Source organism: Azospirillum soli (assembly GCF_017876165.1).
Classification (GTDB): Bacteria; Pseudomonadota; Alphaproteobacteria; order Azospirillales; family Azospirillaceae; genus Azospirillum; species Azospirillum soli.
On sequence record NZ_JAGINQ010000001.1, the window covers coordinates 605409 to 625204 of the forward strand.

15 protein-coding genes, 1 tRNA gene and 1 pseudogene are annotated in these 19796 nt (G+C 66.9%); 7 read left to right on the top strand and 10 right to left on the bottom strand.

The genetic code is table 11. The features are described from left to right. From J2852_RS32205 to J2852_RS02915, 8 genes and pseudogenes are all read right to left on the bottom strand, one after another. A complete protein-coding gene (locus J2852_RS32205; protein ID WP_209870585.1) occupies window positions 1-2130 on the bottom strand; it encodes a mechanosensitive ion channel domain-containing protein in 2130 nt (709 codons plus the stop codon). After that, window positions 2123-5248, bottom strand: coding sequence for an efflux RND transporter permease subunit (locus J2852_RS02885; RefSeq protein ID WP_209870588.1), 3126 nt, complete (start codon window positions 5246-5248; stop codon window positions 2123-2125). The genes J2852_RS32205 and J2852_RS02885 overlap by 8 nt, the downstream gene beginning before the upstream one ends. Further along, window positions 5245-6390 carry an efflux RND transporter periplasmic adaptor subunit gene (locus J2852_RS02890; protein WP_209870590.1) on the bottom strand — a complete coding sequence of 382 codons (1146 nt, stop codon included), beginning with the start codon at window positions 6388-6390 and terminating at the stop codon, window positions 5245-5247. Before J2852_RS02890 ends, J2852_RS02885 begins: the two co-directional genes overlap by 4 nt. Beyond that, complete coding sequence (locus J2852_RS02895; RefSeq protein WP_209870593.1) at window positions 6387-7484, bottom strand: efflux RND transporter periplasmic adaptor subunit; 1098 nt, start codon at window positions 7482-7484, stop codon at window positions 6387-6389. Before J2852_RS02895 ends, J2852_RS02890 begins: the two co-directional genes overlap by 4 nt. Before the next feature lie 27 nt (window positions 7485-7511). Beyond that, complete coding sequence (locus J2852_RS02900) at window positions 7512-8696, bottom strand: acetate/propionate family kinase (protein ID WP_209870596.1); 1185 nt, start codon at window positions 8694-8696, stop codon at window positions 7512-7514. Between the two features lie 5 nt (window positions 8697-8701). Then, window positions 8702-9631: pseudogene (locus J2852_RS02905) on the bottom strand (bifunctional enoyl-CoA hydratase/phosphate acetyltransferase); the annotation flags it as partial. A gap of 42 nt (window positions 9632-9673) precedes the next feature. After that, the gene (locus J2852_RS02910; RefSeq protein ID WP_209870601.1) at window positions 9674-10150 is read right to left on the bottom strand and encodes a hypothetical protein; all 477 of its coding nucleotides are present in this window, start codon (window positions 10148-10150) and stop codon (window positions 9674-9676) included. A gap of 27 nt (window positions 10151-10177) precedes the next feature. Further along, window positions 10178-12415 (bottom strand): DUF3141 domain-containing protein, encoded by a 2238-nt coding sequence (locus tag J2852_RS02915; protein ID WP_246499250.1) that lies wholly within the window; start codon window positions 12413-12415, stop codon window positions 10178-10180. A gap of 780 nt (window positions 12416-13195) precedes the next feature. On the opposite strand from J2852_RS02915, the gene J2852_RS02920 reads away from it, so the two are divergent. The 3 genes from J2852_RS02920 to J2852_RS02930 all read left to right on the top strand — a co-directional run bounded on the left by J2852_RS02920 (window position 13196) and on the right by J2852_RS02930 (window position 15446). Next, window positions 13196-14104: a DUF2092 domain-containing protein gene (locus tag J2852_RS02920; RefSeq protein WP_209870604.1), complete on the top strand. Its 909-nt coding sequence runs from the start codon at window positions 13196-13198 to the stop codon at window positions 14102-14104. After that, complete coding sequence (locus tag J2852_RS02925; RefSeq protein WP_209870606.1) at window positions 14101-14901, top strand: hypothetical protein; 801 nt, start codon at window positions 14101-14103, stop codon at window positions 14899-14901. Before J2852_RS02920 ends, J2852_RS02925 begins: the two co-directional genes overlap by 4 nt. Before the next feature lie 140 nt (window positions 14902-15041). After that, complete coding sequence (locus tag J2852_RS02930; RefSeq protein WP_209870608.1) at window positions 15042-15446, top strand: hypothetical protein; 405 nt, start codon at window positions 15042-15044, stop codon at window positions 15444-15446. 355 nt (window positions 15447-15801) lie between these two features. Here J2852_RS02930 and J2852_RS02935 read toward each other — a convergent pair whose 3' ends face one another. Further along, window positions 15802-16053, bottom strand: coding sequence for a hypothetical protein (locus J2852_RS02935; RefSeq protein WP_209870611.1), 252 nt, complete (start codon window positions 16051-16053; stop codon window positions 15802-15804). 517 nt (window positions 16054-16570) lie between these two features. Between J2852_RS02935 and J2852_RS02940 the strand changes: the two genes are divergently transcribed. The 4 genes from J2852_RS02940 to J2852_RS02955 all read left to right on the top strand — a co-directional run bounded on the left by J2852_RS02940 (window position 16571) and on the right by J2852_RS02955 (window position 19553). Then, window positions 16571-18502 carry a tetratricopeptide repeat protein gene (locus J2852_RS02940; RefSeq protein WP_209870614.1) on the top strand — a complete coding sequence of 644 codons (1932 nt, stop codon included), beginning with the start codon at window positions 16571-16573 and terminating at the stop codon, window positions 18500-18502. A gap of 165 nt (window positions 18503-18667) precedes the next feature. Next, the gene (locus tag J2852_RS02945) at window positions 18668-19087 is read left to right on the top strand and encodes an EF-hand domain-containing protein (protein WP_209870737.1); all 420 of its coding nucleotides are present in this window, start codon (window positions 18668-18670) and stop codon (window positions 19085-19087) included. Between the two features lie 44 nt (window positions 19088-19131). Then, window positions 19132-19347, top strand: a complete 216-nt coding sequence (locus J2852_RS02950; protein WP_209870616.1) for an SHOCT domain-containing protein — start codon at window positions 19132-19134, stop codon at window positions 19345-19347. Window positions 19348-19349: 2 nt separating this feature from the next. Next, window positions 19350-19553: a hypothetical protein gene (locus J2852_RS02955; RefSeq protein WP_209870619.1), complete on the top strand. Its 204-nt coding sequence runs from the start codon at window positions 19350-19352 to the stop codon at window positions 19551-19553. Between the two features lie 57 nt (window positions 19554-19610). Here the strand turns inward: J2852_RS02955 and J2852_RS02960 are convergent. Further along, window positions 19611-19687 (bottom strand) — tRNA-Met (locus J2852_RS02960). Window positions 19688-19796: the final 109 nt, after the last annotated feature.

Sequence of the window (19796 nt, forward strand, 5' to 3'; positions counted from 1 at the left end):
TCATCTGGCGCCGACGGAGACGTCCTCGGCGGCGCGCCGGACGGCTTCCTGCGCGGCGAAGCCGATGGCGGTGGAGGCGGCGTTCGGATCGTCCACCCGCACCACCACCCCGCGCCCGACCAGATGGATGCCATGCTCGTTGAAGGCGCGGATCAGGCGCTGGTACGCCTCGCGCCGGATGACGAACTGCTCGTTGGGCTTTGAGATGAACTTCACGCCGATGATCAGCGCGTCGTCCTCGACCCGCCGGACGCCCTGGGACTTCAGCGGTTCAAGGAAGTTCGGCCCCATCTCCGGATCGGCGGCCAGTTCCTTGCCGATGTCCTTCACCAGCTTCTTCACCAGCGACAGGTCGGTGTCGGGCGGCACCCGGAACTCCAGCCGCATCAGCGCCCAGTCGCGCGTGTAGTTGGTCAGCGCCTTGATCTGGCCGAAGGGCAGCGTGTGGATGGCGCCCCGGTGGTGCCGCAGCTTCAGCGAGCGCAGGGAGATGCCCTCGACCGTGCCGCGCAGGTTGCCGACCTCCACGTAGTCGCCCATGTGGAAGGCGTCCTCCAGCAGGAAGAAGACGCCGGCCAGGATGTCGGCGATGGTCGATTGCGCGCCGAGCCCGATGGCGATGCCGACGACCCCGGCGCCGGCCAGCAGCGGACCGATCTCGATCCCCATGGACGACAGCACGATCATCGCCAGGACGGCGACCAGAACCACCTGAAGGAACTTGCGCAGCAGCGGCAGCAGCGTCGCCATGCGCTGCGCCCGCGTGGACGCTCCCTCGCGCCGCGTGGCCCGCAGCGCGCGGTCGGTGGCCCGGATCATCAGCACCCAGCCGACGTAACCGATCAGCAGCACGACCGCGACGTTGAACAGCACGCGCAGCAGGATCACGCCGGGGCCGGTGTGCCGTTCCGGGTCGAAGCCCCAGATCATCGCCGTGCCGATGACGCCCAGCACCATCAGGGCCAGCCAAGCGGCCCGCATCAGCCGCGCGAGCTGCGGCCCGGCGTCCTCCCCGTCCTCCAAACCCGCGCGGTAGAAGCGCGCGAGAGGCTTCGTCAGCAGCAGCGCGACCATGGGCATGCCGAAGGCCAGCAGCAGGCTGGCCATCAGGCGCAGCCCCGTCCCATGCTCCAGCCGCAGCGCCGCCGCGATGACCGTGACCCACAGCCCGAGCAGGTACAGCGTCGCCAGCGCCGGCCAAGCCGACAGCAACGGCAAGGCCCGCATGTCCAGGTTCAGCGGGGCGGCCAGGGCTTCCGTCACCCCGGCGCGGTGGCGCCAGATTTCCCACAGCAGATAGACGAAGGGCAGCGTCCCCAGCGGCAGACCCAGTGCGACGGCGCCCTCCCGCGGCATGCCCAACGCCCGCAGCAGGTCGAACAGACCCAGCATGCCGGCCATCAGCACGACCGTGGTCAACGCCGTGCGGTGCAGCCCGCGCGCGGCCTCCTCGTCCAGCGGCAAGGGCCGGTGTTCCGGCATCCCCGGCGCCGTCACCACGCGCAGCAGCCGGTCGGCCAGCAGGACCGTCAGGGCGAATTGCAGCACCGCCAGCAGGATCGCCGGTGCCGCCGGATGCGCGGGGCGCAGGGCCGCGTAGCTCAGCAGCACGCCCAGCGCGAAGGCGACCATCTCCGCCAGTCCGGCGGTCAGCCGCAGCAGGGGCGCGGTGTTCTCCCGGATCCGCAGCGCCCGCCGGGCGACGGCCATGGCCGCCCCGCCGGCCGCGAACAGGATCAGCAGCGCGCCCCCCAGCCTCAGCGGCGACATCGCCGGCTGCGTGCCGTTCGGGCGGTGAAAGGCGTCGGCCAGCATGCCGGGCAGGCGGGGATAGGTGTCGGCCACCTCGTCCAGTCGGCGGGCGTATTCCTGCAAGGGCGTCTCAACCGTGGCGGCGGTTTGCGTTTGCGGCTGTCCGGTCCGGGTGGCATCGGCTTCGGCCTGAAGGCGGGCGCGCAACGCCTCGCGCACCGCGCGGTCGTCCATGGTGGCGAGTTGCGCGTCGGGGCTGCCTGGGGGGCTGGCGGATGCCGCCCGCGCCTCACCGGCCACGCCCACCACCAGCGCGAGCAGGAGAAGCCCGGCGGCGGCATGACGCATCAGGGGGTGGGTTGGCCGGTGGTCACGCACCGCTCGTCACTCCCTTGGTCGGGGCCGGGCCTTGCGGGTGGACGGCGTCGTCATGCCGGGGCTTGACGATTTCCTCCGCCGCCGGCTCCTTGATCCGGAACCACGCGACGTAAAGCGCCGGCAGGAAGAGCAGCGTCAGCAGAGTCGCCACGATCAGGCCGCCGATGATCGCGTAGGCCATGGGGCCCCAGAAGACCTCCGGCGCAATGGGGATCATGCCCAGGCTGGCCGCCGCCGCCGTCAGCAGGATCGGCCGCACGCGGTGCATGGTGGCGTTGATGACGGCGTCCCAGGGATGCTCGCCGGCCTCCAAGTGCTCGTCGATCTGGGCGATCATGATGACCGAGTTGCGGACGATCATGCCGATCAGCGCGACCACGCCCAGGATGGCGACGAAGCCCAGCGGCGTGCCGGTCGGCAGCAGCGCCGCGACGACGCCGATCAGGCCCAGCGGCGCCACGCTGATGACCAGGAACAGTTTCTGAAAGCTTTGCAGCTGGACCATCAGAATGGTCAGCATGACGAAGATCATGATCGGAAAGACGGCGGTGATCGAGGCCATGCCCTTGGCGCTGTTCTCGACCGTGCCGCCCACTTCGATGGAATAGCCGGGGGGCAGGCTGCGCCGCAGCTCGTTCACCGCCGGGGCCAGCTGCTGCACCACCGTCGCGGCCTGGAGCGGCGGAACCAGATCGGCCTGGACGGTGATGGTCGGCAGGCGCGACCGCCGCCAGACCACGGGCTGTTCCAGGTCGTAGCGCAGGGCCGCGACCTCGCCCAGCGGCACGGTGCGGCCGTCCGGGATGGCGATCTGGAGGTTGCGCAGCGTCTCGATGGAGCTGCGCTCCGCGTTGGTCGCCTGGGCCACCACGTCAATCAGGTAGATGTCGTCGCGCACCTGCGTGAAGGCGGCACCCGACACCGTGGCGTTCAGCGCCTGATTGAGCGACTTGGAGCTGATCCCCAGAAGGCGGGCCTTGTCCTGGTCCACATCGACCCGCACCACCTTCGACGGCTCGTTCCAGTCGTAGTTGACCAGCAGCGTGTAGGGGTTGGTGCCGATGGTGTCGGCCATCCGGGCGGCGATGGACCGCACCTCGCCCACGTCGGGGCCGGAAACGCGGTACTGGATCGGCCAGCCGACCGGCGGCCCCATTTCCAGCGGGCTGATCCGCGTGTTCAGGTCGGAGAAGTCCTCGTTCAGCACCTTCTCCAGCCGGGCGCGGACGGCCTCGCGGACCTTGTAGCCCTTGGTCACCACCACGGCCTGCGCGAAATAGTCGTTGGCCAGTTGCACGTCGAGCGGCAGGTAGAACCGGATCGCACCCTGACCGACGTAGAAGCTCCAATGCGCGACGTCCGGGTCGGCGGCCAGCACCTTCTCGAAGCGGTCCACCACCTCCTCGGTCGCCCGGATCGAGGCCGTCTGCGGCAGCGTCAGGTTGACCAGCAGCTCCGGACGGTCCGACGCGGGGAAGAACTGCTGCTGGACGAAGCGCATGCCGAAGACCGACAGGCCGAACAGCAGCAGCGTGGCGACGATCACCAGATAGCGCGCCCGCATGGCGAGGCGCAGGCTGCCCCGGAACATCCGCATCAGGCGGCCGGGCTCGCCGCCATGCTTCGACTTCATGGTCTTGGGCAGCACGTTCACCCCGATCAGCGGCGCGAACAGAACCGCCACGATCCAGGAAAACAGCAGCGCCATCGCCACCACGGCGAACAGCGTGAAGCAGTACTCCGCCGCACCGCCCTGGGCGAAACCGATGGGGATGAAGCCGGCCACGGTGATCAGCGTGCCGGTCAGCATCGGAAAGGCCGTGGAGGTGTAGGCGAAGGTCGCCGCCTTATCCAAGCTGAAGCCTTCCTCCAGCTTGGTGATCATCATCTCCACGGTGATCATGGCGTCGTCCACCAGCAGGCCGAGCGCGATGATCAGCGCGCCCAGCGAGATGCGCTGGAGCGTGATGTCGTAGAACTCCATGCCGATGAAGGTCATCCCCAGCACCAGCGGGATGGAGGTCGCCACCACCAGCCCGGCACGCAGCCCCAAACTGATGAAGCTGACCACCAGGACGATGACGACCGCTTCCTTCAGCGCCTTGGTGAAGCCGGCGACCGACTCCTCGACCACCACCGACTGGTTGGCGACGAGATGGACGCCGATGCCCACCGGCAGGTTCGCCTCGACCTGCCGCATCCGCTCGTGGATGCCCTCGCCGAACTTCAGCACGTTGCCGCCGGCGGCCATGGAGATGATCATCCCGATGGCCGGCTGCCCGTTGTAGCGGAACAGCGGCGACGGCGGGTCGGCGTAGCCACGCCGGATGTCCGCCAGATCGGCCAGCCGGTAAAACTTGCCGTTGGCGCGCAGGCTGATGGCGCGCAGGCTGTCCTCCGACGTGAAGGCGCCGCTGACCCGGACCGAGACCTTCTCGTCGCCGGCCTGCACCACGCCGGCCGGGGCCACGGCGTTCTGCGCCTGGAGATCGGCGATGACCTGTTCGCGGTCGATGCCCATCGCGGCCAGCTTGCGCGTCGAGAAGTCGAGGTAGATCTTCTCGTTCTGGACGCCGACGAACTGGATTTTGCCGACGTCCGGCACGCGCATCAGCTCCGCCCGCGCGGTTTCCGCGTAGTCCTTCAGCTCGCGGTAGCTGAAGCCGTCGGCGGTGAAGGCGTAGACCGTGCCGAAGGTGTCGCCGAACTCGTCGTTGAAGCCCGGCCCCAGAACGCCCTGCGGCAGGGTGCTCTTCATGTCGGCGATCTTCTTGCGGACCTGATACCACAGGTCGGGGACCGCCTCGGCCGGCGTGTAGTCCTTCAGGTTGACGTAGACGACCGAGATGCCGGGCTTTGTGTAGCTCTTGACGTAGTCGAGATAGGGGATCTCCTCCAGCTTCTTCTCGATCGGGTCGGTCACCAGCTTCATGGTGTCCTCGATGGTGGCGCCGGGCCAGTTGGCCTGGACCACCATGGTCTTGATCGTGAAGGCGGGATCCTCCTCGCGGCCGAGGCGCATGTAGGCCATGCCGCCCGCCAGCGTCAGGGAGATGATCAGGTACCAGACGAAGGAGCGGTGGCGCAGGGCCCACTCGGAAAGATTGAAGCCGGTCATGGTGCAGCCGCCGTTTCGATTTTCTGGTTGAACCGGATCCGCTGGCCTTCGCTGAGGCTGTTCACCCCGGCGGACACGACGACGTCGCCACGGGCCAGCCCCTCGGTGACGATAATCGGGCCGTCACCTTCCCTGGGCCGGATGACCACCGGCTGGCGCCGGACGGTCTGGGCCTTCGGATCGACGACCCAGACGAAGCTCCGTCCCGCATCCTCCAACAGCGCGGTTCCCGGCAGCTCGACCACCGGGGCGGGCGGCTGCTTCAGGCGCCCGACGACCGTCGCGCCGAGGCGCAGGGCGTCGGGCGGATTGTCCAGCGCGATCCGGACGGTGTGGGTCCGGGTGACGGGATCGGCCTGGGGCGAGACCTCGCGGACGCGGCCCACCGCCGTGATGTCCGGCGCGCCGGCCAGCGAGACTTCGATCACCGGATCCTTCGGTGCGGCCCGGATGCCGGTTTCGGGGACGTTGAAGACGGCCTCCCGTTCCTCCGGCTGGGCGACGCGCACCACCATCTGGCCGGCCTCGACCACCTGTCCGGGCTCGGCCCCGACGGTGGTCACAACGCCGTCCCGGTCCGCCGTCAGCTCGGTGTAGCCGACCCGGTCGCGGGCCGATTGCAGCGCCGCCTGCGTGGCGACGACCTTGGCGTCGGCCGTGCGCATCGCCAGCAGCGCCGCGTCGTACTGCGCCTGGGGGGTGTTGCCGTTGGCCAGCAGTTCCCGCTTGCGGGCCTCCTCGTTGCGCGCCTGCACCTGATCGGCCTGCGCGGAAGCGAGGTTCGCCTCGGCGGTCCGCAGCGCGTTGCGCTGGTCCTGGTCGTCCAGACGGGCGAGCACGTCGCCGGCCTTGACCTGATCGCTCACATCGACCTTGCGCTCGATCAGCTTGCCGGCGATGCGGAACCCAAGGTCGGCGTCGGCGCGCGCCTCGATGGTGCCGGTGGCGGAGGCGGCCATCCGGAAGGTCACCGGCTCCACGGTGATGGTCCGCACGGGACGGATCACCGGCGCCGCGTCCGCCTGATGCCCGCCCTGCGGCTCGCAGGCCGCCAACGCCAAAGCCAGGGCCGGGGCCAGCAGCACGATGGAAAGCGGGCTTGCGGGTGTCCGCCGCATGATGGGTCGCGCGATGCGGGTCATGCGCCGCTCCCCTGCTTGATGGTGACCTTCTGGCCCGGCCGCAGCTTCTGGACGCCGCCGACCACCACCAGATCGCCGCTGTTGAGACCGCTGGAAACGGTGACCGTGCCGGTGTCGTACTGCACGACGGAAACGGGGCGCAGGCTCACCGTGTCCGCCGGTTTCGCCACGACCCAGACCGCCGGTTCGCCGTGCCCCGTCTGGAACAGGGCCGAGGACGGCAGATTGACCACCGGCCGCGCCGGCAGCTTGGCGCGCCCGACGATGGAGGACCCCAGCAGGAAGGCATCGGGGGCGTTGGGGAGTGAGACCTTCACGGTGTAGGTCCGGGTCACCGGATCGACCCCCGGCGAAACCTCCCGGATCGTTCCTTCGGCCACGACCTTCGGATCGTTGACCAGCCGCACCTCGACCGGCGGCAGGCCCGATTGCCCCTCCAGCCGGATGCTCGCGCCGGGCACCTGGAAGACCGCTTCCCGCTCTCCCGGATCGGCCAGCCGCAGCACCATCTGGCCGGCGGCGACCACTTGGCCGGGCTCCGCTGCTTTCGCCGTGATGACGCCGTCGCGATCGGCCCGCAGCTCGGTGTAGGACAGCGTGTCCTGGGCCGAGCGCAGTTGCGCCTCGGCGGAGTTCAGTTCGGCCTGCGCCTGCTGGTAGCGCTTCTGGGCGTTGTCGTACTGGACCCTGGTGGTGAAGCCGTTGGCGAGCAGGGATCGCTGGCGCTCCTCCTGCGTCCGGCTCTGCTCGACGGCGGCCTGCGCCGCCCCCACGTCGGATTCGGCGGACTTTACGGCGTTGGTCTGGTCCTGGTTGTCCAGCCGAGCCAGCAGTTGGCCGGACGTGACCGTCTGCCCCACGTCCACCAGCCGCTCGACCACCTTGCCGCTGACGCGGAAGCCGAGGTTGCTTTCATGGCGGGCCTGGATTTCGCCGGTCAGCGCGGCGGTGCGGTCGAACTGAGTTACCTGCACCGGCAGCGCGCGGATCAGCGTCGCCTCGGCCCGCGGTGGCGTTGGCTGCTCGCAGCCGAGAAGCAGGAGGCTGGCAACGACCGCCGATCTGGATACCCAAGACCTGGATGACCAAGACATGGCGCCTCTCTCCTTCTCGGGGCCGTTTCACGCGGAGCGTTGCCGACGGAGGATGTCGCGGGTGTGGAGCGCGATCATCCGTTCCTCGTCGGTCGGGATGACGTAGCCCCTGACCCGGCTGTCCGGCGTCGTGATGCACAGCGCGCCCGCCCCGTTGGCCGCCTCATCAAGATCAAGGCCGAGCCAGCGCGTCCGCTCCGCTATGGCCTTGCGGATCGCCGGTGCCCGCTCGCCGATTCCGGCGGTGAAGACCAGCCCGTCGATGCCGCCCATGGCGGCGGCCAGAGACCCGATGGCGAGGCTCGCCCGGTAGACGAAGCAATCCAGCGCGAGCTTGGCGCGCGGGTCGCTGCTGGCCAGCAGGTCGCGGACGTCGTTGCTGATGCCGGACAGGCCCTTCAGGCCACAGTCGTGATAGAGCAGCCGTTCAATGGCGCGGGCGTCCATGCCCTTGTCCATCAGGTACAGCACGACACCGGGGTCCAGCTGCCCCGGCCGCGTCCCCATCGGCAGCCCGTCGAGCGCGGTGAAGCCCATGGTGCTGTCCACGCTGCGCCCGTTCTGGATGGCGCACATGCTTGCCCCGCTGCCCAGATGGGCGACGACGACACGCCCGCCCGAGACCTCTGGGGCGAGATCGGGCAGGCGCCGCGCGATGTACTCGTAGCTCAGGCCATGAAAGCCGTAGCGCCGCACGCCGTCCCGGTAGAGGGCGTCCGGGATGGCGTAGCGGTCGGCCAGCTCGGAATGATTGCGATGGAAGGCGGTGTCGAAGCAGGCCACCTGGAGCACGCCCGGCATCAGCCGTCGTATCGCCCGGATCGGCGCCAGATTGTTCGGCTGGTGGAGCGGGGCGAGCGGGACGTAGCTTTCCAGCGTCGCGATCACCCCATCGTCCACCGCCGCATGGGTGTCGTAGACCGGACCGCCGTGGACCACCCGGTGCCCGACCGCCACCGGCATGGCGCCGCCCAGCCGTTCGCGCAGCCACGTTCCGAGGAAGGCCAGCGCGCCGGGGACGCCGCCGGAAAGTCCGGTGCCGGCTTCGGGGGGCAAGGGCACGCTCTCGTCGTCGGAGATCAGCCAGGGGTTCGTGCCGATCCCCTCGATCCGGCCGCGCAGGCGCACCGGCATCGTGTCCTCCGCCAGAGCGAACAGCTGGAACTTGATGCTGGAGGAGCCGGCGTTGATGACCAGAAGCGTTTCGCCCATGGCGCTTATCCCTTCACCGGCTCTGCCGTCCGCAGGCGGTGCGCGTACAGCGCCGCCACGGCGCAGGAGGCCATGCGCGTCATCACGCTGTCGGCCCGGCTGGTCAGCACGATGGGCACCCGCGCGCCCAGCACGACGCCGGCCGCATCGGCGTTCGCCAGGAAGGTCAGGTTCTTGGCGAGCATGTTGCCCGCCTCCAGATCCGGCACGACGAGGATGTCGGCCTGTCCGGCGACGGGGGACTTGATGCCCTTGATCTTCACCGCCTCGGGGCTGATGGCGTTGTCGAGCGCCAGCGGGCCGTCGAGCAGGCCGCCGGTGATCTGCCCCCGGTCGGCCATCTTGCAGAGTGCGCCGGCCTCCACCGTAGACGGGATTTTCGGGTTGATGGTCTCGACCGCCGACAGGATCGCCACCTTGGGCAGCGGGTTCCCCAGCGCCCGCGCCAGATCGATGGCGTTCTGGATGATGTCGCGCTTGTCCTCCAGCGACGGGGCGATGTTCACCGCGGCGTCGGTGATGAACAGCGGCTTGGAATAGGTCGGCACGTCCATGATGAAGACGTGGCTGATGCGCCGTTCGGTGCGCAGCCCGGTGTCCTTCCGCGCGACCTCGTGCAGCAGCTCGTCGGTGTGCAGGCTGCCCTTCATGAGAAGCTGGGCGCGCCCCTGGCGCACCAGTTCCACCGCCGTGGCGGCGGCGGCATGGCTGTGCGGCACGTCCACGATCTCGTAAGGGGCGATGTCGAGACCGGCCTCGTCCGCCACGGCCCGGATGCGCGCGGCCGGCCCGATCAGGATCGGGGCGATGAAGCCCTGCCGGGCCGCATCGACGGCGCCGCTGAGGGACGTGGTGTCGCAGGGGTGGGCCACCGCCGTGGGGACGGGGGAGATGTCGCGGCAGGCGGCGACCAGCCGCTCGTACTTCTCATGCCGGGGTGCTGGCGGGGCTTGGCTGTCGGTCATGGCGCCCCCTCCTCACCAGCGCAGGTAGAGCCCGACATCCCCCGGCATCCCGCCGGGATAGTCCAGGATCTGCGCGCGCAGCTTGTAGCCCTTCGCCCTCAGGTTCTTGTCGAAGACCTCGTAGGCTTCGCGGGCGTAGCCGGTCAGGGAGTTCGGCCAGTCCGGCTCGAAATTGTTGATCGCCCGCCCGCCGTCGGTGCAGTAGCTGCTGGGGAAGCGGGCCACCTGGATTTCCTTCACCCCGCGCGCGGCGGCGTCGCGCACCGCCCGCGTGAACCGCTCCTTGGCGTCGGGGCGGATGTGCTGATGCATGAAGGCTTCGCGGACGGAGTCCTGCTCCTTCATGTGTTTCTTTTCCCGCTCCTGGGCCTCCCGGAGCAGCGCCATCTCATGCTCTTCGGTCAGTTTCCGGAGTTCGTCGGGCGTGATCAGGTCGTCACCGATGTCGGGAGCGGCCGTGGCCGGCTTGGTCTGATCGACGTTGCTCATGATGTGTTCCTCTTGTTTTTGTCAGCCTCACTTGGCCTTTACGGCGCGCGCCACCCTCCGCCGCCGCTCTGTCTTGCTGATTTCGGACGCGGCCTTGGCTAGGGATGATTTGCCGGTCGATGATCCGGGGGGCCCCGGCAGCACGCGCAGGGGCGGTTCGCGCTCGGCGTCGATCCGTTCTTCCTTGTCCTGAAGCAGGGCTTCCACCTGCCGCAGGCGGGCGCGCTGGTCGGGGGTCAGCGGCCCCGAGGCCTCCAGGACGCGCTCGGCCAGCGCCATCACCTCCTTGCGATCCTTCTCGTTCGGCAGGAGTTTGGGCAGCGCGGTCATAGCCGTCGCTTCGTCCATCAGCATCAGGAAGACCTGCTCGCGGAAGACCGCGCGGAACTCGTCCACGGACAGGTGCTGGGCCTCTGGGTATTCCTCCCGAATTTTCCGCAGCATCTGGAAGGCGCGCTCGTCGAGGGCGCCTTCGCCCCGCCGCGCGTGGATCAGGACGCGGACCAGCGCTTCCCGCAGGCCGCCTTCCTCCACACGGGCCAGGATTTCGGCCATCCGCTTCTCGACCAGCGCGTCGAACGCCTCGTCACGGACGTGCGGGGGCCGCGCTTCCTCGCCCGGCGCCGCCAGCCCGACCAGAGCCTGGAGCAGCGGCGCGTTGTAGAGGCCCATGAACAGGCGCTCGACGGCGCCGTCGCGCGCGTCCCGATAGCGGTCGAGCCCCTGCACGATCTCGTCGGAAACCCGCTTCTGCGCCTTCAGGTACGGGTTTTCGGCGCTCGCCGGGCGACGGTGTTCGCGAACCCAGTCGGCCATTTGCTCGACCGGCGCCATGAAGGGGTTGAGGTGCGAGAACAGGTAGTATTGCCCGCGCGCCGGATTCGTCAGCCGCAGCCATTCGGCGAAGGGCTCGGTCACGGCGGCCTGGATCAAGGGCCGAGCGAAGGTGGCGTACAGGCCCTTGTTGATCTCGGAGATGCGGGCCACCGTCGCGAAGCGCCGGTCATCCTCCGGCGTGTTGCCGCCGAGCCCGCGGATGTCGTCGAGCGTGCGCGGCTCGAAACGCGTGACGTAGTTGCCCGCGACCAGATCGGCGCCGGGGACGTTGGGATCCTTCGGCTGCAGGATCATTTCGTAGAGGCCGGGCGGCAGCAGGTCGATGAAGTCGATGTTCTCCACGAACTCCGACGTTTCCTTCCGGGCGACGCGGCCGGACACGAAGATGCCCAAGTGCCCGATGTCGTGATGGAGGTTGTAGACGATGGTCTGCTCGTGGGCGCGGATGTCCTCCACGTCGGTGTAAAGGTCTAGGATCCAGCCCAGCGCCTGCTGCGGTGGCGTGATGTTGTCGCCGAAGGACGCGAAGACGAGGATGGGCGAGCGGATGTTCCGCAGGTCCAGCCGGCGCCCGTTCCGGACGATGCCGCCGCTGGTCAGCTTGTTGCCGACGAACAGCTCGTCGGTGATGGTCTCGATCTCCTCCCCGTTCATCAGGAAGAAGCCGCTCCACCACTTTTCGAACTCAAGGTAACGTTCCGCTTCCGTGTCGATGGACGCGTACAGATTGTACGCCTTCCTCCAATAGGTGTTGGCCGGGTCCAGCTTCTCGAAGTTGCCGACCAGATGGGCGCCGTCGAACCGGCCGTTGCCGAGATCGCTGGCCAGGGCGGAAAGCCAGGCGCCGCCGTACAGCCCGCCCAGATAGCGCATCGGGTTCTGCCCCTTCACGCCAGCCCAGTAGGACAGCGGGGAGCCCGCGATGATGATCGGCCCCATCAGGTCGGGCCGGACCGCGCTCAGCGCCATCACCGCCCAGCCGGCCTGGCAATTGCCGATGACGCACGGCTTGCCCTCCGCGTCGTCGTGCAGCTTTCCGACATGCTCGATGAAGAAGGCCTCGGCCTCGCCCACGTCGGCCAGGGTCTGGCCCGGCACCGGTTCGGGATAGAAGCCGATAAAGTAGCAGGGGTGACCGGCGCGCAGAGCGGCACCGATCTGGCTGTCCGGCTTGAAGCCGCCGATGCCCGGCCCGTGGCCGGCGCGCGGATCGACGATCACGAAGGGGCGCTTGGTCGGATCCGTGCCGACGGCGGGGTCCGGCAGGATGCGCAGCAGCATGTAGTTGCACGGCCGCTTCAGCTTGCGCCCGTCGATCAGGACTTCATGCGGGAAGCTCAGGACCGGCGGCTTGCCCTTTTCGGCGTGCGCGATGAACTGGTCCCCCCGGCGGCGCAGGACGTCCAGGAACAAGACCCAGCGCTGCATGGCGTCGATGCCGTAGTCGAAGGCGTCCTGAACCGGATTGGCAAATGGAAAGGGAAAAGCAAAGGTCGGGGAGCCATCCGTTGGTGATCCGGCAGTCGGTGCTCCGGCCGTTGCCTCCTTATCCTCCTTGCCGGGAAGGTGGCCGCTGCCGTCGTCGGGGGGCGCAAGGAAGGGAAATGCCGAGCTCCAGGCGGAAAGCCAAGTCATCAGGGGCTGCTGCATCGTCAGGGGCTGCTGACGCCGGTTTTTCATAACGCGTCCTCTTTTTGTGTACGCCCTCGTCCGTGCCGTATCTTTTCGGGTGCATAATCAAGGCCGCTCAGAGGCGGGCCGCGCGTCGTACGGCGGAGCACGCCGGAATGACCCGCGCCAATCGCCCGGCCAACTGCTGGGCCCAATCGCTGGGGCCGATCACTAGGGAAAGCGGTCAATCTCCGGTCACGTTTCATCCAGAATGAGGGCCAGAATGAGGGCTCTTGCGCAAATTGGCTGAGGAAATCCTGCCCTAGCCCGCCGACCGCCCAAAAGTGCGCAACAGTTGACCGCGATACCGTAACAGCCGGAAAACCCTACGATACCGCAACAAACGTTTGGTATGGCGCGGCACTCGAAAGATGGAGGGATCCACTTTCGAGTGATTTATTCTCCAAGCACTGCGCGATGCTACCGTAGCACGCCGGAAATTGGCCCGATGCTACTTCTAAACTTCCCCGATTCTGCGGCTCAATGACTCTCTGAGTCATGCGAAGCAACGTGCCGGTTCGGCATGGAGGACGATCGATGAGCAGGCTGACGTGGCTGACCGGGCCGGTGCTCTGCGCCTTTTTGTTGTCCGGAACAGCGTGGAGCGCGGAGGCACCGGCAACCGACACCTCGTCACAGGCGGCGTCACAGGCGGCGGAAGAGGCCGCTCCGGACGACGACGTGGCGATCGAGCCCGAGGCGATGGACACCCTGATGCGCATGGCCGACACCCTGGCGCGGGCGCAACGCTTCAGCGTCACCATCCGCGCCAGTTACGACGTGGTGCAGGAAACCGGTGAGAAGATCGAATTCGGCGAGCGGCGCAACGTCACATTGAGCCGCCCTGACGGGCTGCGGGTCGAATCCCAGGAAAGCGACGGGAAGCGCACCGTGGTGACTTTCGACGGCAAGGCCATCACCGTGTTCAACCCGGCCGAGAACGTCTACGCGCAGCTTGAGAAGGCGGGCAACGTGGACGACGTGGTCCGCTATCTGGCGCTGGATCTTCGCGTACGGCTGCCGCTGGCGCTGCTGCTGGTCAGCACGCTGCCGAACGAACTCGAACAGCGCCTGCAAGGCCTTGCCTTTGTGGAGCGCGACACCCTCACCGCCGTGCCCACCGACCATCTGGTGGGACAGGCCGAGGACGTGGACTTCCAGGTCTGGATCTCCACGGACGACACGCCTCTGCCGCAGCGCATCACCATCACCTACAAGAACGACGAGGGCGAGCCGCAGTTTCGGGCTGACCTCACCGATTGGAACCTCAATCCCGACGTGGTCCCGGCGCAGCTGGCCTTTCATCCGCCGGACGGCGCCGAACGGATTCCGGTCATGATCCGCGTCCGCCGGGCCGCCACCACGCCCTCAACCGGTGATGCGGCCGGTGATGCGGCGCATGGAACCTCAGGAACTTCCGGCAACACGGAAGGAGCGCCGAAATGATCTCCCGCTCGACACGCATTGCGCTTTCGATCGCCGCCTCCATGCTTCTGGTGGCCGGTTCCGTGGCGGATGCCTACGCTCGCGGTGGAGGCCGGGGCGGCGGCGGAGGTGGAGGCCGAGGTGGCGGTGGCGGCTTCTCCCGCTCGGGCGGCGGGGGAGGAGGCGGTTTTTCCCGCTCGGGCCCGGCAGCGGGTGGCGGCTTCTCCTCGCAACGGGCAGCCCCGCAACGCTCCGCCTCGGCGGCCGGGGCGGGCTTCCGGCAGGCCGGAGCCACCGAACGATCCGGACAAAGGGCGGCCACCGCGCAAACCGCCAGCCGCCAGTTCGGCTCCACGGAGCGTTCGGGCCAGCGTGCCGAGACGCGGCAGACCCGCTCGGAAGGACGATCCGAGGCGCGCACGTCTGGGCAGCAGGAACGGACCGAACGGCAGTCCGAACGGCAACAGGGCCAGACGGAGCGCACCGAGGCCCGCCAGCAAGGCCAGACGGAACGGACCGAAGCGCGCTCCTACGCGGCGCAGAACATCGCAAACGACTGGGACGGTCATCATTACTACGACGATGATGACAATGATTGGGGGTGGGCGCTCGCCGGTGCCGCGGTCGGCGCGACCGCAGGCTTCATCGCCGGTGCCGCGACGGCCACTCCGAACTATGTGACCGTGCTTCCCTGCACGCCGAACGTCGTGGTCGCGAGTGGCGTCAATTACTACGGCTGCGGCGGCACTTGGTACAATCGCAGCTATGTGGGGGACAACGTCACCTACGTCACGGTGAACCCGCCCCCCGGCTACTGACCACGATCCGCCCTTCATCTCGCCACGGCGGACCGTGTTTCAGACCGTGTTTCGGGGGGCCGTGCACCAGGGAGGGTTGGCCGATGCCGGGGATGCGGATGAAAGCCGCTGTTCTCAAGGTCTTGTGCGGCGGGCTTCTCATGTCCTGTGCCACATCCTGTACCACGGAGGCCGACCTTCAGGTGGCGCAACGCGCGCAGAGCGCGATGATCGGGCTGCCGAAGCAGCAGCTGCTGACCTGCGCCGGATATCCGGATCATCGGGCCGCCCGCAACGGCAAGGAATACTTCACCTACCGGCGGCGAGCCAGCGGCGCCCTCGATCCATCCGCCAGCTTGGCCGATGGAGGGCGCAGTTCCACCGGCGTGGCGTTGGGAATCGACCTCGATCCCCCGCTGGTCGCCGGCGGTGGGGGCAGTTGCGTGGTGAGCATCGTGTTGAGCAACGAAGCGGTCGAGCAGGTCGCCTACCCGGCCGACGCGTGGCTGTCCGACTGCGCGCCCATCGTACGCAACTGCGTCGCGCCCACTTCCAACGGTCAATGACCGGCCGCCGTGGTCGCGTGCTGGGACGCGACGCATTCTGGGACGCGACGCATTCGTACGGCGATCCCCAGCCTTCTGGCGACGATCCGCTTCTCACCGGGATACAGAAGCACCAAGCCGAAGCACAGGATCAGGCTTCGCGCCGGTTCGGCTCGTCGCTCGGACAAGCCGAACCGACGTGGCGCCGATCCGCCATGGCGCGGGACCTTAGCCTCACCGTTGCGGATTCACAGGACGCGATCGCTCCCCTCGGGTGGGACGACACTGGCGGGACAACAGGCCGCCATGTTTGGAACGGTTGGCGGCGCTCATCCCGATGAAACATCGCGAAGCGCACCTCGGACCTGACCAAAAGTCATACGCGATCCAGGCGGTTCTGCAGCTCAAGCAAAATCTCCTGTTCGAGATCGGAGATGAGCTCGCGACAGGCCTTGATGTGCTCGGCTGGTGGCGGTCTGTCCGCCCTTTCCCAACGGCGCAGCACGTCGATCGCTTCTCCATAGTCTTCGCACAAGTTGCGAAAGAAACGATTATCGGCGCAATGCTGTTTGATGACCGCCGCCAGATCCGGGAAACGTTCGACCGCATGTCGCGTCTTGTCCGACATGGGACCTCTCGTCGGTTTTTGACGGATGCGGACGTCGGCATTGAAGGAATGCCGGAATGCTTGACGTGATTGGTTAAGACTGCACGAGATCCTGCGCCTGCTTGAAGGGTGCAACAGTTGACATCGATACCGTAACAAGACAGGAAGCGCGCATCCTCGACAAAATTTCGGGGAGTCTCCGCGCCCACACGGGAAAATAATCTATCCTCAAAAGGAGTTATATAATCTTTGCCACGCTCATCCGGCATATACGCCTTCATCGATCATTTCGCCGCAGCTGCGTTCTGGCTATGATGCCTTCCGCGCGACCAAAAGCCGCAGCCATATACTTCGTCATGGAGCGAAAACCATTGCGGCAAGTGCTTAAACAGGCTGAGAACAACAAAGCTTGAACGGATGTCAACGTGACGCGCCGATGACCGCGTGATTTTGCTTTCATCACGCCCTCGACACGACCTGGAGGTGATCAGGGGCTGAAAACGGGAAAGCGGCATGCGACGGAGGGTACCCGCGGTCAATGGGCGCGACCATCGGACAGGGGAACCGCATGCCTCACGCCTCCGACTCCCACGGCTTCGACGCGCCGGTCGCGCCGGAGCTGATTGATGAAGCGCTGGCGCGGGTGCTCGCCAGCCGCAGTCTGCGAAGTTCCGCGCGGGGACGCCGCTTCCTGCAATTCATTGTGCAGGAAGCACAGGCTGGCCGTGCCGACCGCATCAAAGCCTACACCATCGCCATGGATGTGTTCGATCGCGATGCCGACTTCGACGCGTCGCTCGACCCCGTGGTTCGCATACAGGCGGGCCGGCTCCGTCAGGCGCTGGAGCATTACTATCTGACCGAGGGGACTGATGACCCGGTCAGAATCTCCATACCCAAAGGCAGCTATGTCCCCCACTTCCTGGTCCAGCCGCGAACGCCCTTGGCCGGGCGTTTGGAGGATGTCCAGGCGACGGCCGCCCCGGAGACGAGCGGGTCGTTCATAACGCTCGATGAGCAGGAACAGGACGTCAACCCGGACGAGTCCGCAACACCACCGTCAGCGACGTCGGAGCTGTTGCCCCCATTCCGCGCCAGCCGGCCGCGGATGGCGCTGGCCGCCGGCGCGGTTCTTGCGGTGGCGGCCTTCCTGCTGCTCATCACCGCGTGGGGCGGCGCCTTCGCGCCGTCACGTCCCGACTCTTCGCCCCCCGACATGGAGCGGACAGTCGCCATCCGTGGCCCGTCGCTTCTTGTGCTGCCGTTTGCCAACGCCACCGGCGACCCGGCGCAGGATTTGTTCGCCGACGGATTTACGGAGGACCTGATCGGCGCGCTGATCCGCTTTAAGAACGTGCTCGTCTATGGCGCCGACACCAGCTTCCGCTATCGCTCCGCTCTGGCTCCGAGCATGGAGCAGCCTGAAACCCCCATCGACTATATGATAAAGGGAAGCATCGGCCAGAACAGCAACCAGCTCCAAATCACGGTCTCGCTGATCCGGGCGAAAGACCATCGCTACCTGTGGTCCGACAGCTTCCGCCACGATCTCAGCCCCACCACGATGCTCGACTTGCGCCAGGACATCGCAGCGCAGGTCGCCCGCGCGCTGGCCCAATCGCATGGCGCGATCCAGCAGGAGGAGATGCGGGTCACGGCCAAGCGGCCACCACAGGAACTGTCCTCCTATGAATGCATGGTGCGGACACGGCAGTATTGGCGCCAGCCGAACGCTGAGACGCACCGTCAGATGCGCGGCTGCCTGGAACGCGCGGTAAAGAGCGACCCGCTGTACGCCGACGCGTGGGCGGCACTGGCCATGGTGACCATCGACGAGGCGCGGCTTGGTTTCAACCCGCGCGCCGAACGTCCCGATCCGGTCGGCGCCGGACTGCGAATGGCACTGCACGCGGCTGCCCTGGCGCCCGACAACCCTTTGCCGCTGCAAGCGCTCGGGTTGGCCCATTGGCTCAGCCAGGAGCCGGAACTGAGCATCGCGGCGTACGAACAGGCGTTGGCCCTCAACCCCAACGACAGCGACATACTGGCCGATCTCGGGCGCTGCTACGGCGTGATTGGTGAGTGGCAAAAGGGCATCCCGTTGATCCGCGAGGCGTTCGCACGCAATCCAGCCCACCCGAACTGGTATCGCATCGTCATTGCCCTGTATCATTACATGAACGGTCGCTATGACGAGGCACTGGCAGAGGCCGAGCGGGTGGATTTGCCTCAGGTCATCCTCACCCACGTTGCCTTGGCGATGATCCACGGCCAAGCTGGCCACAAAGCCGAAGCGACCCAAGCGGTTCAAGCAATCCTGCGGCTCGACCCAAACTTCGGCGAGAGAGCCGTCGCCGAGTTCAAGCGGCGCAACATCCCCCCCGCGACCACCACCAAAATCGTCGAAGGCCTGCAAAAGGCCGGCTTGGCCGTGGTCACCCAAGGGCCGTCCTTGACTGACGGGCGCTGAAGCCCTTCTGACCAGCCCCTGCCCTCCTCCCTGCCCTCTCAGGATACGGACAACATTACCGTATCAGTAAGGACGTCCGCCCAGCCGTTACTTCCACATCGGCTTGGTGTCGGTGTGTCCTGTATCGGCTGTTCAAGTGGACGCTTTTGAAACGTGAGGTTGGCCATGGCCGCTCGGGCAAATCCAGTATGGGCGCTGTTCGCGGGAGCGCTCCTGTCTCTGGTCGCGCCTGCGCTCACCGGAGCACTCGCCGCGGACCTTTCGGCGGAACGCAACCGCACCGCCAAGATTTTCGAGCTGCTCGACGAAGATGGCAACGGCCGCATCTCGATGACGGAATTTAAGAACAATCAGATGCTGGTGTTCTATGTGCTGGACCGCAACAAGGATCTTGCGCTGACCCGCAACGAGACCGCCTTGTCGGCGGAGGTGTTCGCGCGAGTCGCGGGGCCGGACGGAAAGATCAGCACATTTGAGTTCCTCAACGCCGTCGACAGCGCGTTCAACGCGGCTGATACGAACCACGATGAAGCTCTCGATCAACAGGAATTTTTCGCCTTGGTCCAGCATGTCAGGGAGGAGTGATACCAAAGGCGTTTACGTTCCCACATCGCTGAAGGAAGGGCGGCATGACCTTACGGCATCTCTTTGCATTCGCAATGATGGTCAGCGCGGTCTGCGGGCTTGCCGCCTGTGGCGGGGGAGGAGCGCGCTCGGAAACCGCGATTGAAAACACCACGGTTTCAAAGGGGCAGGCGCTGATCGACCTGAAGCAGGCGTTGGACCGGGGAGCCATCTCCCCCTCCGAATACGAAGCTCAGAAGAAGCAGATACTGAAGGAGTGAGCATGATGGGTGGCGTCTTGAAGCTGACATCCATCGTTGCGCTCTTGCTCTTGACCGGCTGCGGGTCCGACAACCGCAGCATGGTGGTCAATCGGCTGGTTTCACCGGAACAGGAGTTGGCGGACTTGGCAAGGGCGCGCGACGTCGGCGCGATCACTCCGGACGAATACGCCCTCCTGCGCCAGAAGGTCGTCGTTGGGAAATGACGGCCCATACGCGGACAACAAAAAAGCCCACCAAGCCGATGGCCTGATAGGCTGATTTGGTTGCGGGGGCAGGATTTGAACCTGCGACCTTCAGGTTATGAGCCTGACGAGCTACCGGGCTGCTCCACCCCGCGGATGTTCCAGCGGCCGTGTGGGGAAGGACGATGAAGAAGACATGCAAGTGACGGTGCGTTGAGCGTTCGTTGGGTGTGGTTGGTGTTGGTGTTGTGTTGTGCGCGTCGT

Coding starts and splice junctions, on each gene's coding strand:
- J2852_RS02885 (WP_209870588.1), bottom strand. CDS start 5,248: ATGACCGGCTTCAATCTTTCCGAGTGGGCCCTGCGCCACCGCTCCTTC.
- J2852_RS02890 (WP_209870590.1), bottom strand. CDS start 6,390: ATGACCCGCATCGCGCGACCCATCATGCGGCGGACACCCGCAAGCCCG.
- J2852_RS02895 (WP_209870593.1), bottom strand. CDS start 7,484: ATGTCTTGGTCATCCAGGTCTTGGGTATCCAGATCGGCGGTCGTTGCC.
- J2852_RS02900 (WP_209870596.1), bottom strand. CDS start 8,696: ATGGGCGAAACGCTTCTGGTCATCAACGCCGGCTCCTCCAGCATCAAG.
- J2852_RS02910 (WP_209870601.1), bottom strand. CDS start 10,150: ATGAGCAACGTCGATCAGACCAAGCCGGCCACGGCCGCTCCCGACATC.
- J2852_RS02915 (WP_246499250.1), bottom strand. CDS start 12,415: ATGCAGCGCTGGGTCTTGTTCCTGGACGTCCTGCGCCGCCGGGGGGAC.
- J2852_RS02920 (WP_209870604.1), top strand. CDS start 13,196: ATGAGCAGGCTGACGTGGCTGACCGGGCCGGTGCTCTGCGCCTTTTTG.
- J2852_RS02925 (WP_209870606.1), top strand. CDS start 14,101: ATGATCTCCCGCTCGACACGCATTGCGCTTTCGATCGCCGCCTCCATG.
- J2852_RS02930 (WP_209870608.1), top strand. CDS start 15,042: ATGTCCTGTGCCACATCCTGTACCACGGAGGCCGACCTTCAGGTGGCG.
- J2852_RS02935 (WP_209870611.1), bottom strand. CDS start 16,053: ATGTCGGACAAGACGCGACATGCGGTCGAACGTTTCCCGGATCTGGCG.
- J2852_RS02940 (WP_209870614.1), top strand. CDS start 16,571: ATGGGCGCGACCATCGGACAGGGGAACCGCATGCCTCACGCCTCCGAC.
- J2852_RS02945 (WP_209870737.1), top strand. CDS start 18,668: ATGGCCGCTCGGGCAAATCCAGTATGGGCGCTGTTCGCGGGAGCGCTC.
- J2852_RS02950 (WP_209870616.1), top strand. CDS start 19,132: ATGACCTTACGGCATCTCTTTGCATTCGCAATGATGGTCAGCGCGGTC.
- J2852_RS02955 (WP_209870619.1), top strand. CDS start 19,350: ATGATGGGTGGCGTCTTGAAGCTGACATCCATCGTTGCGCTCTTGCTC.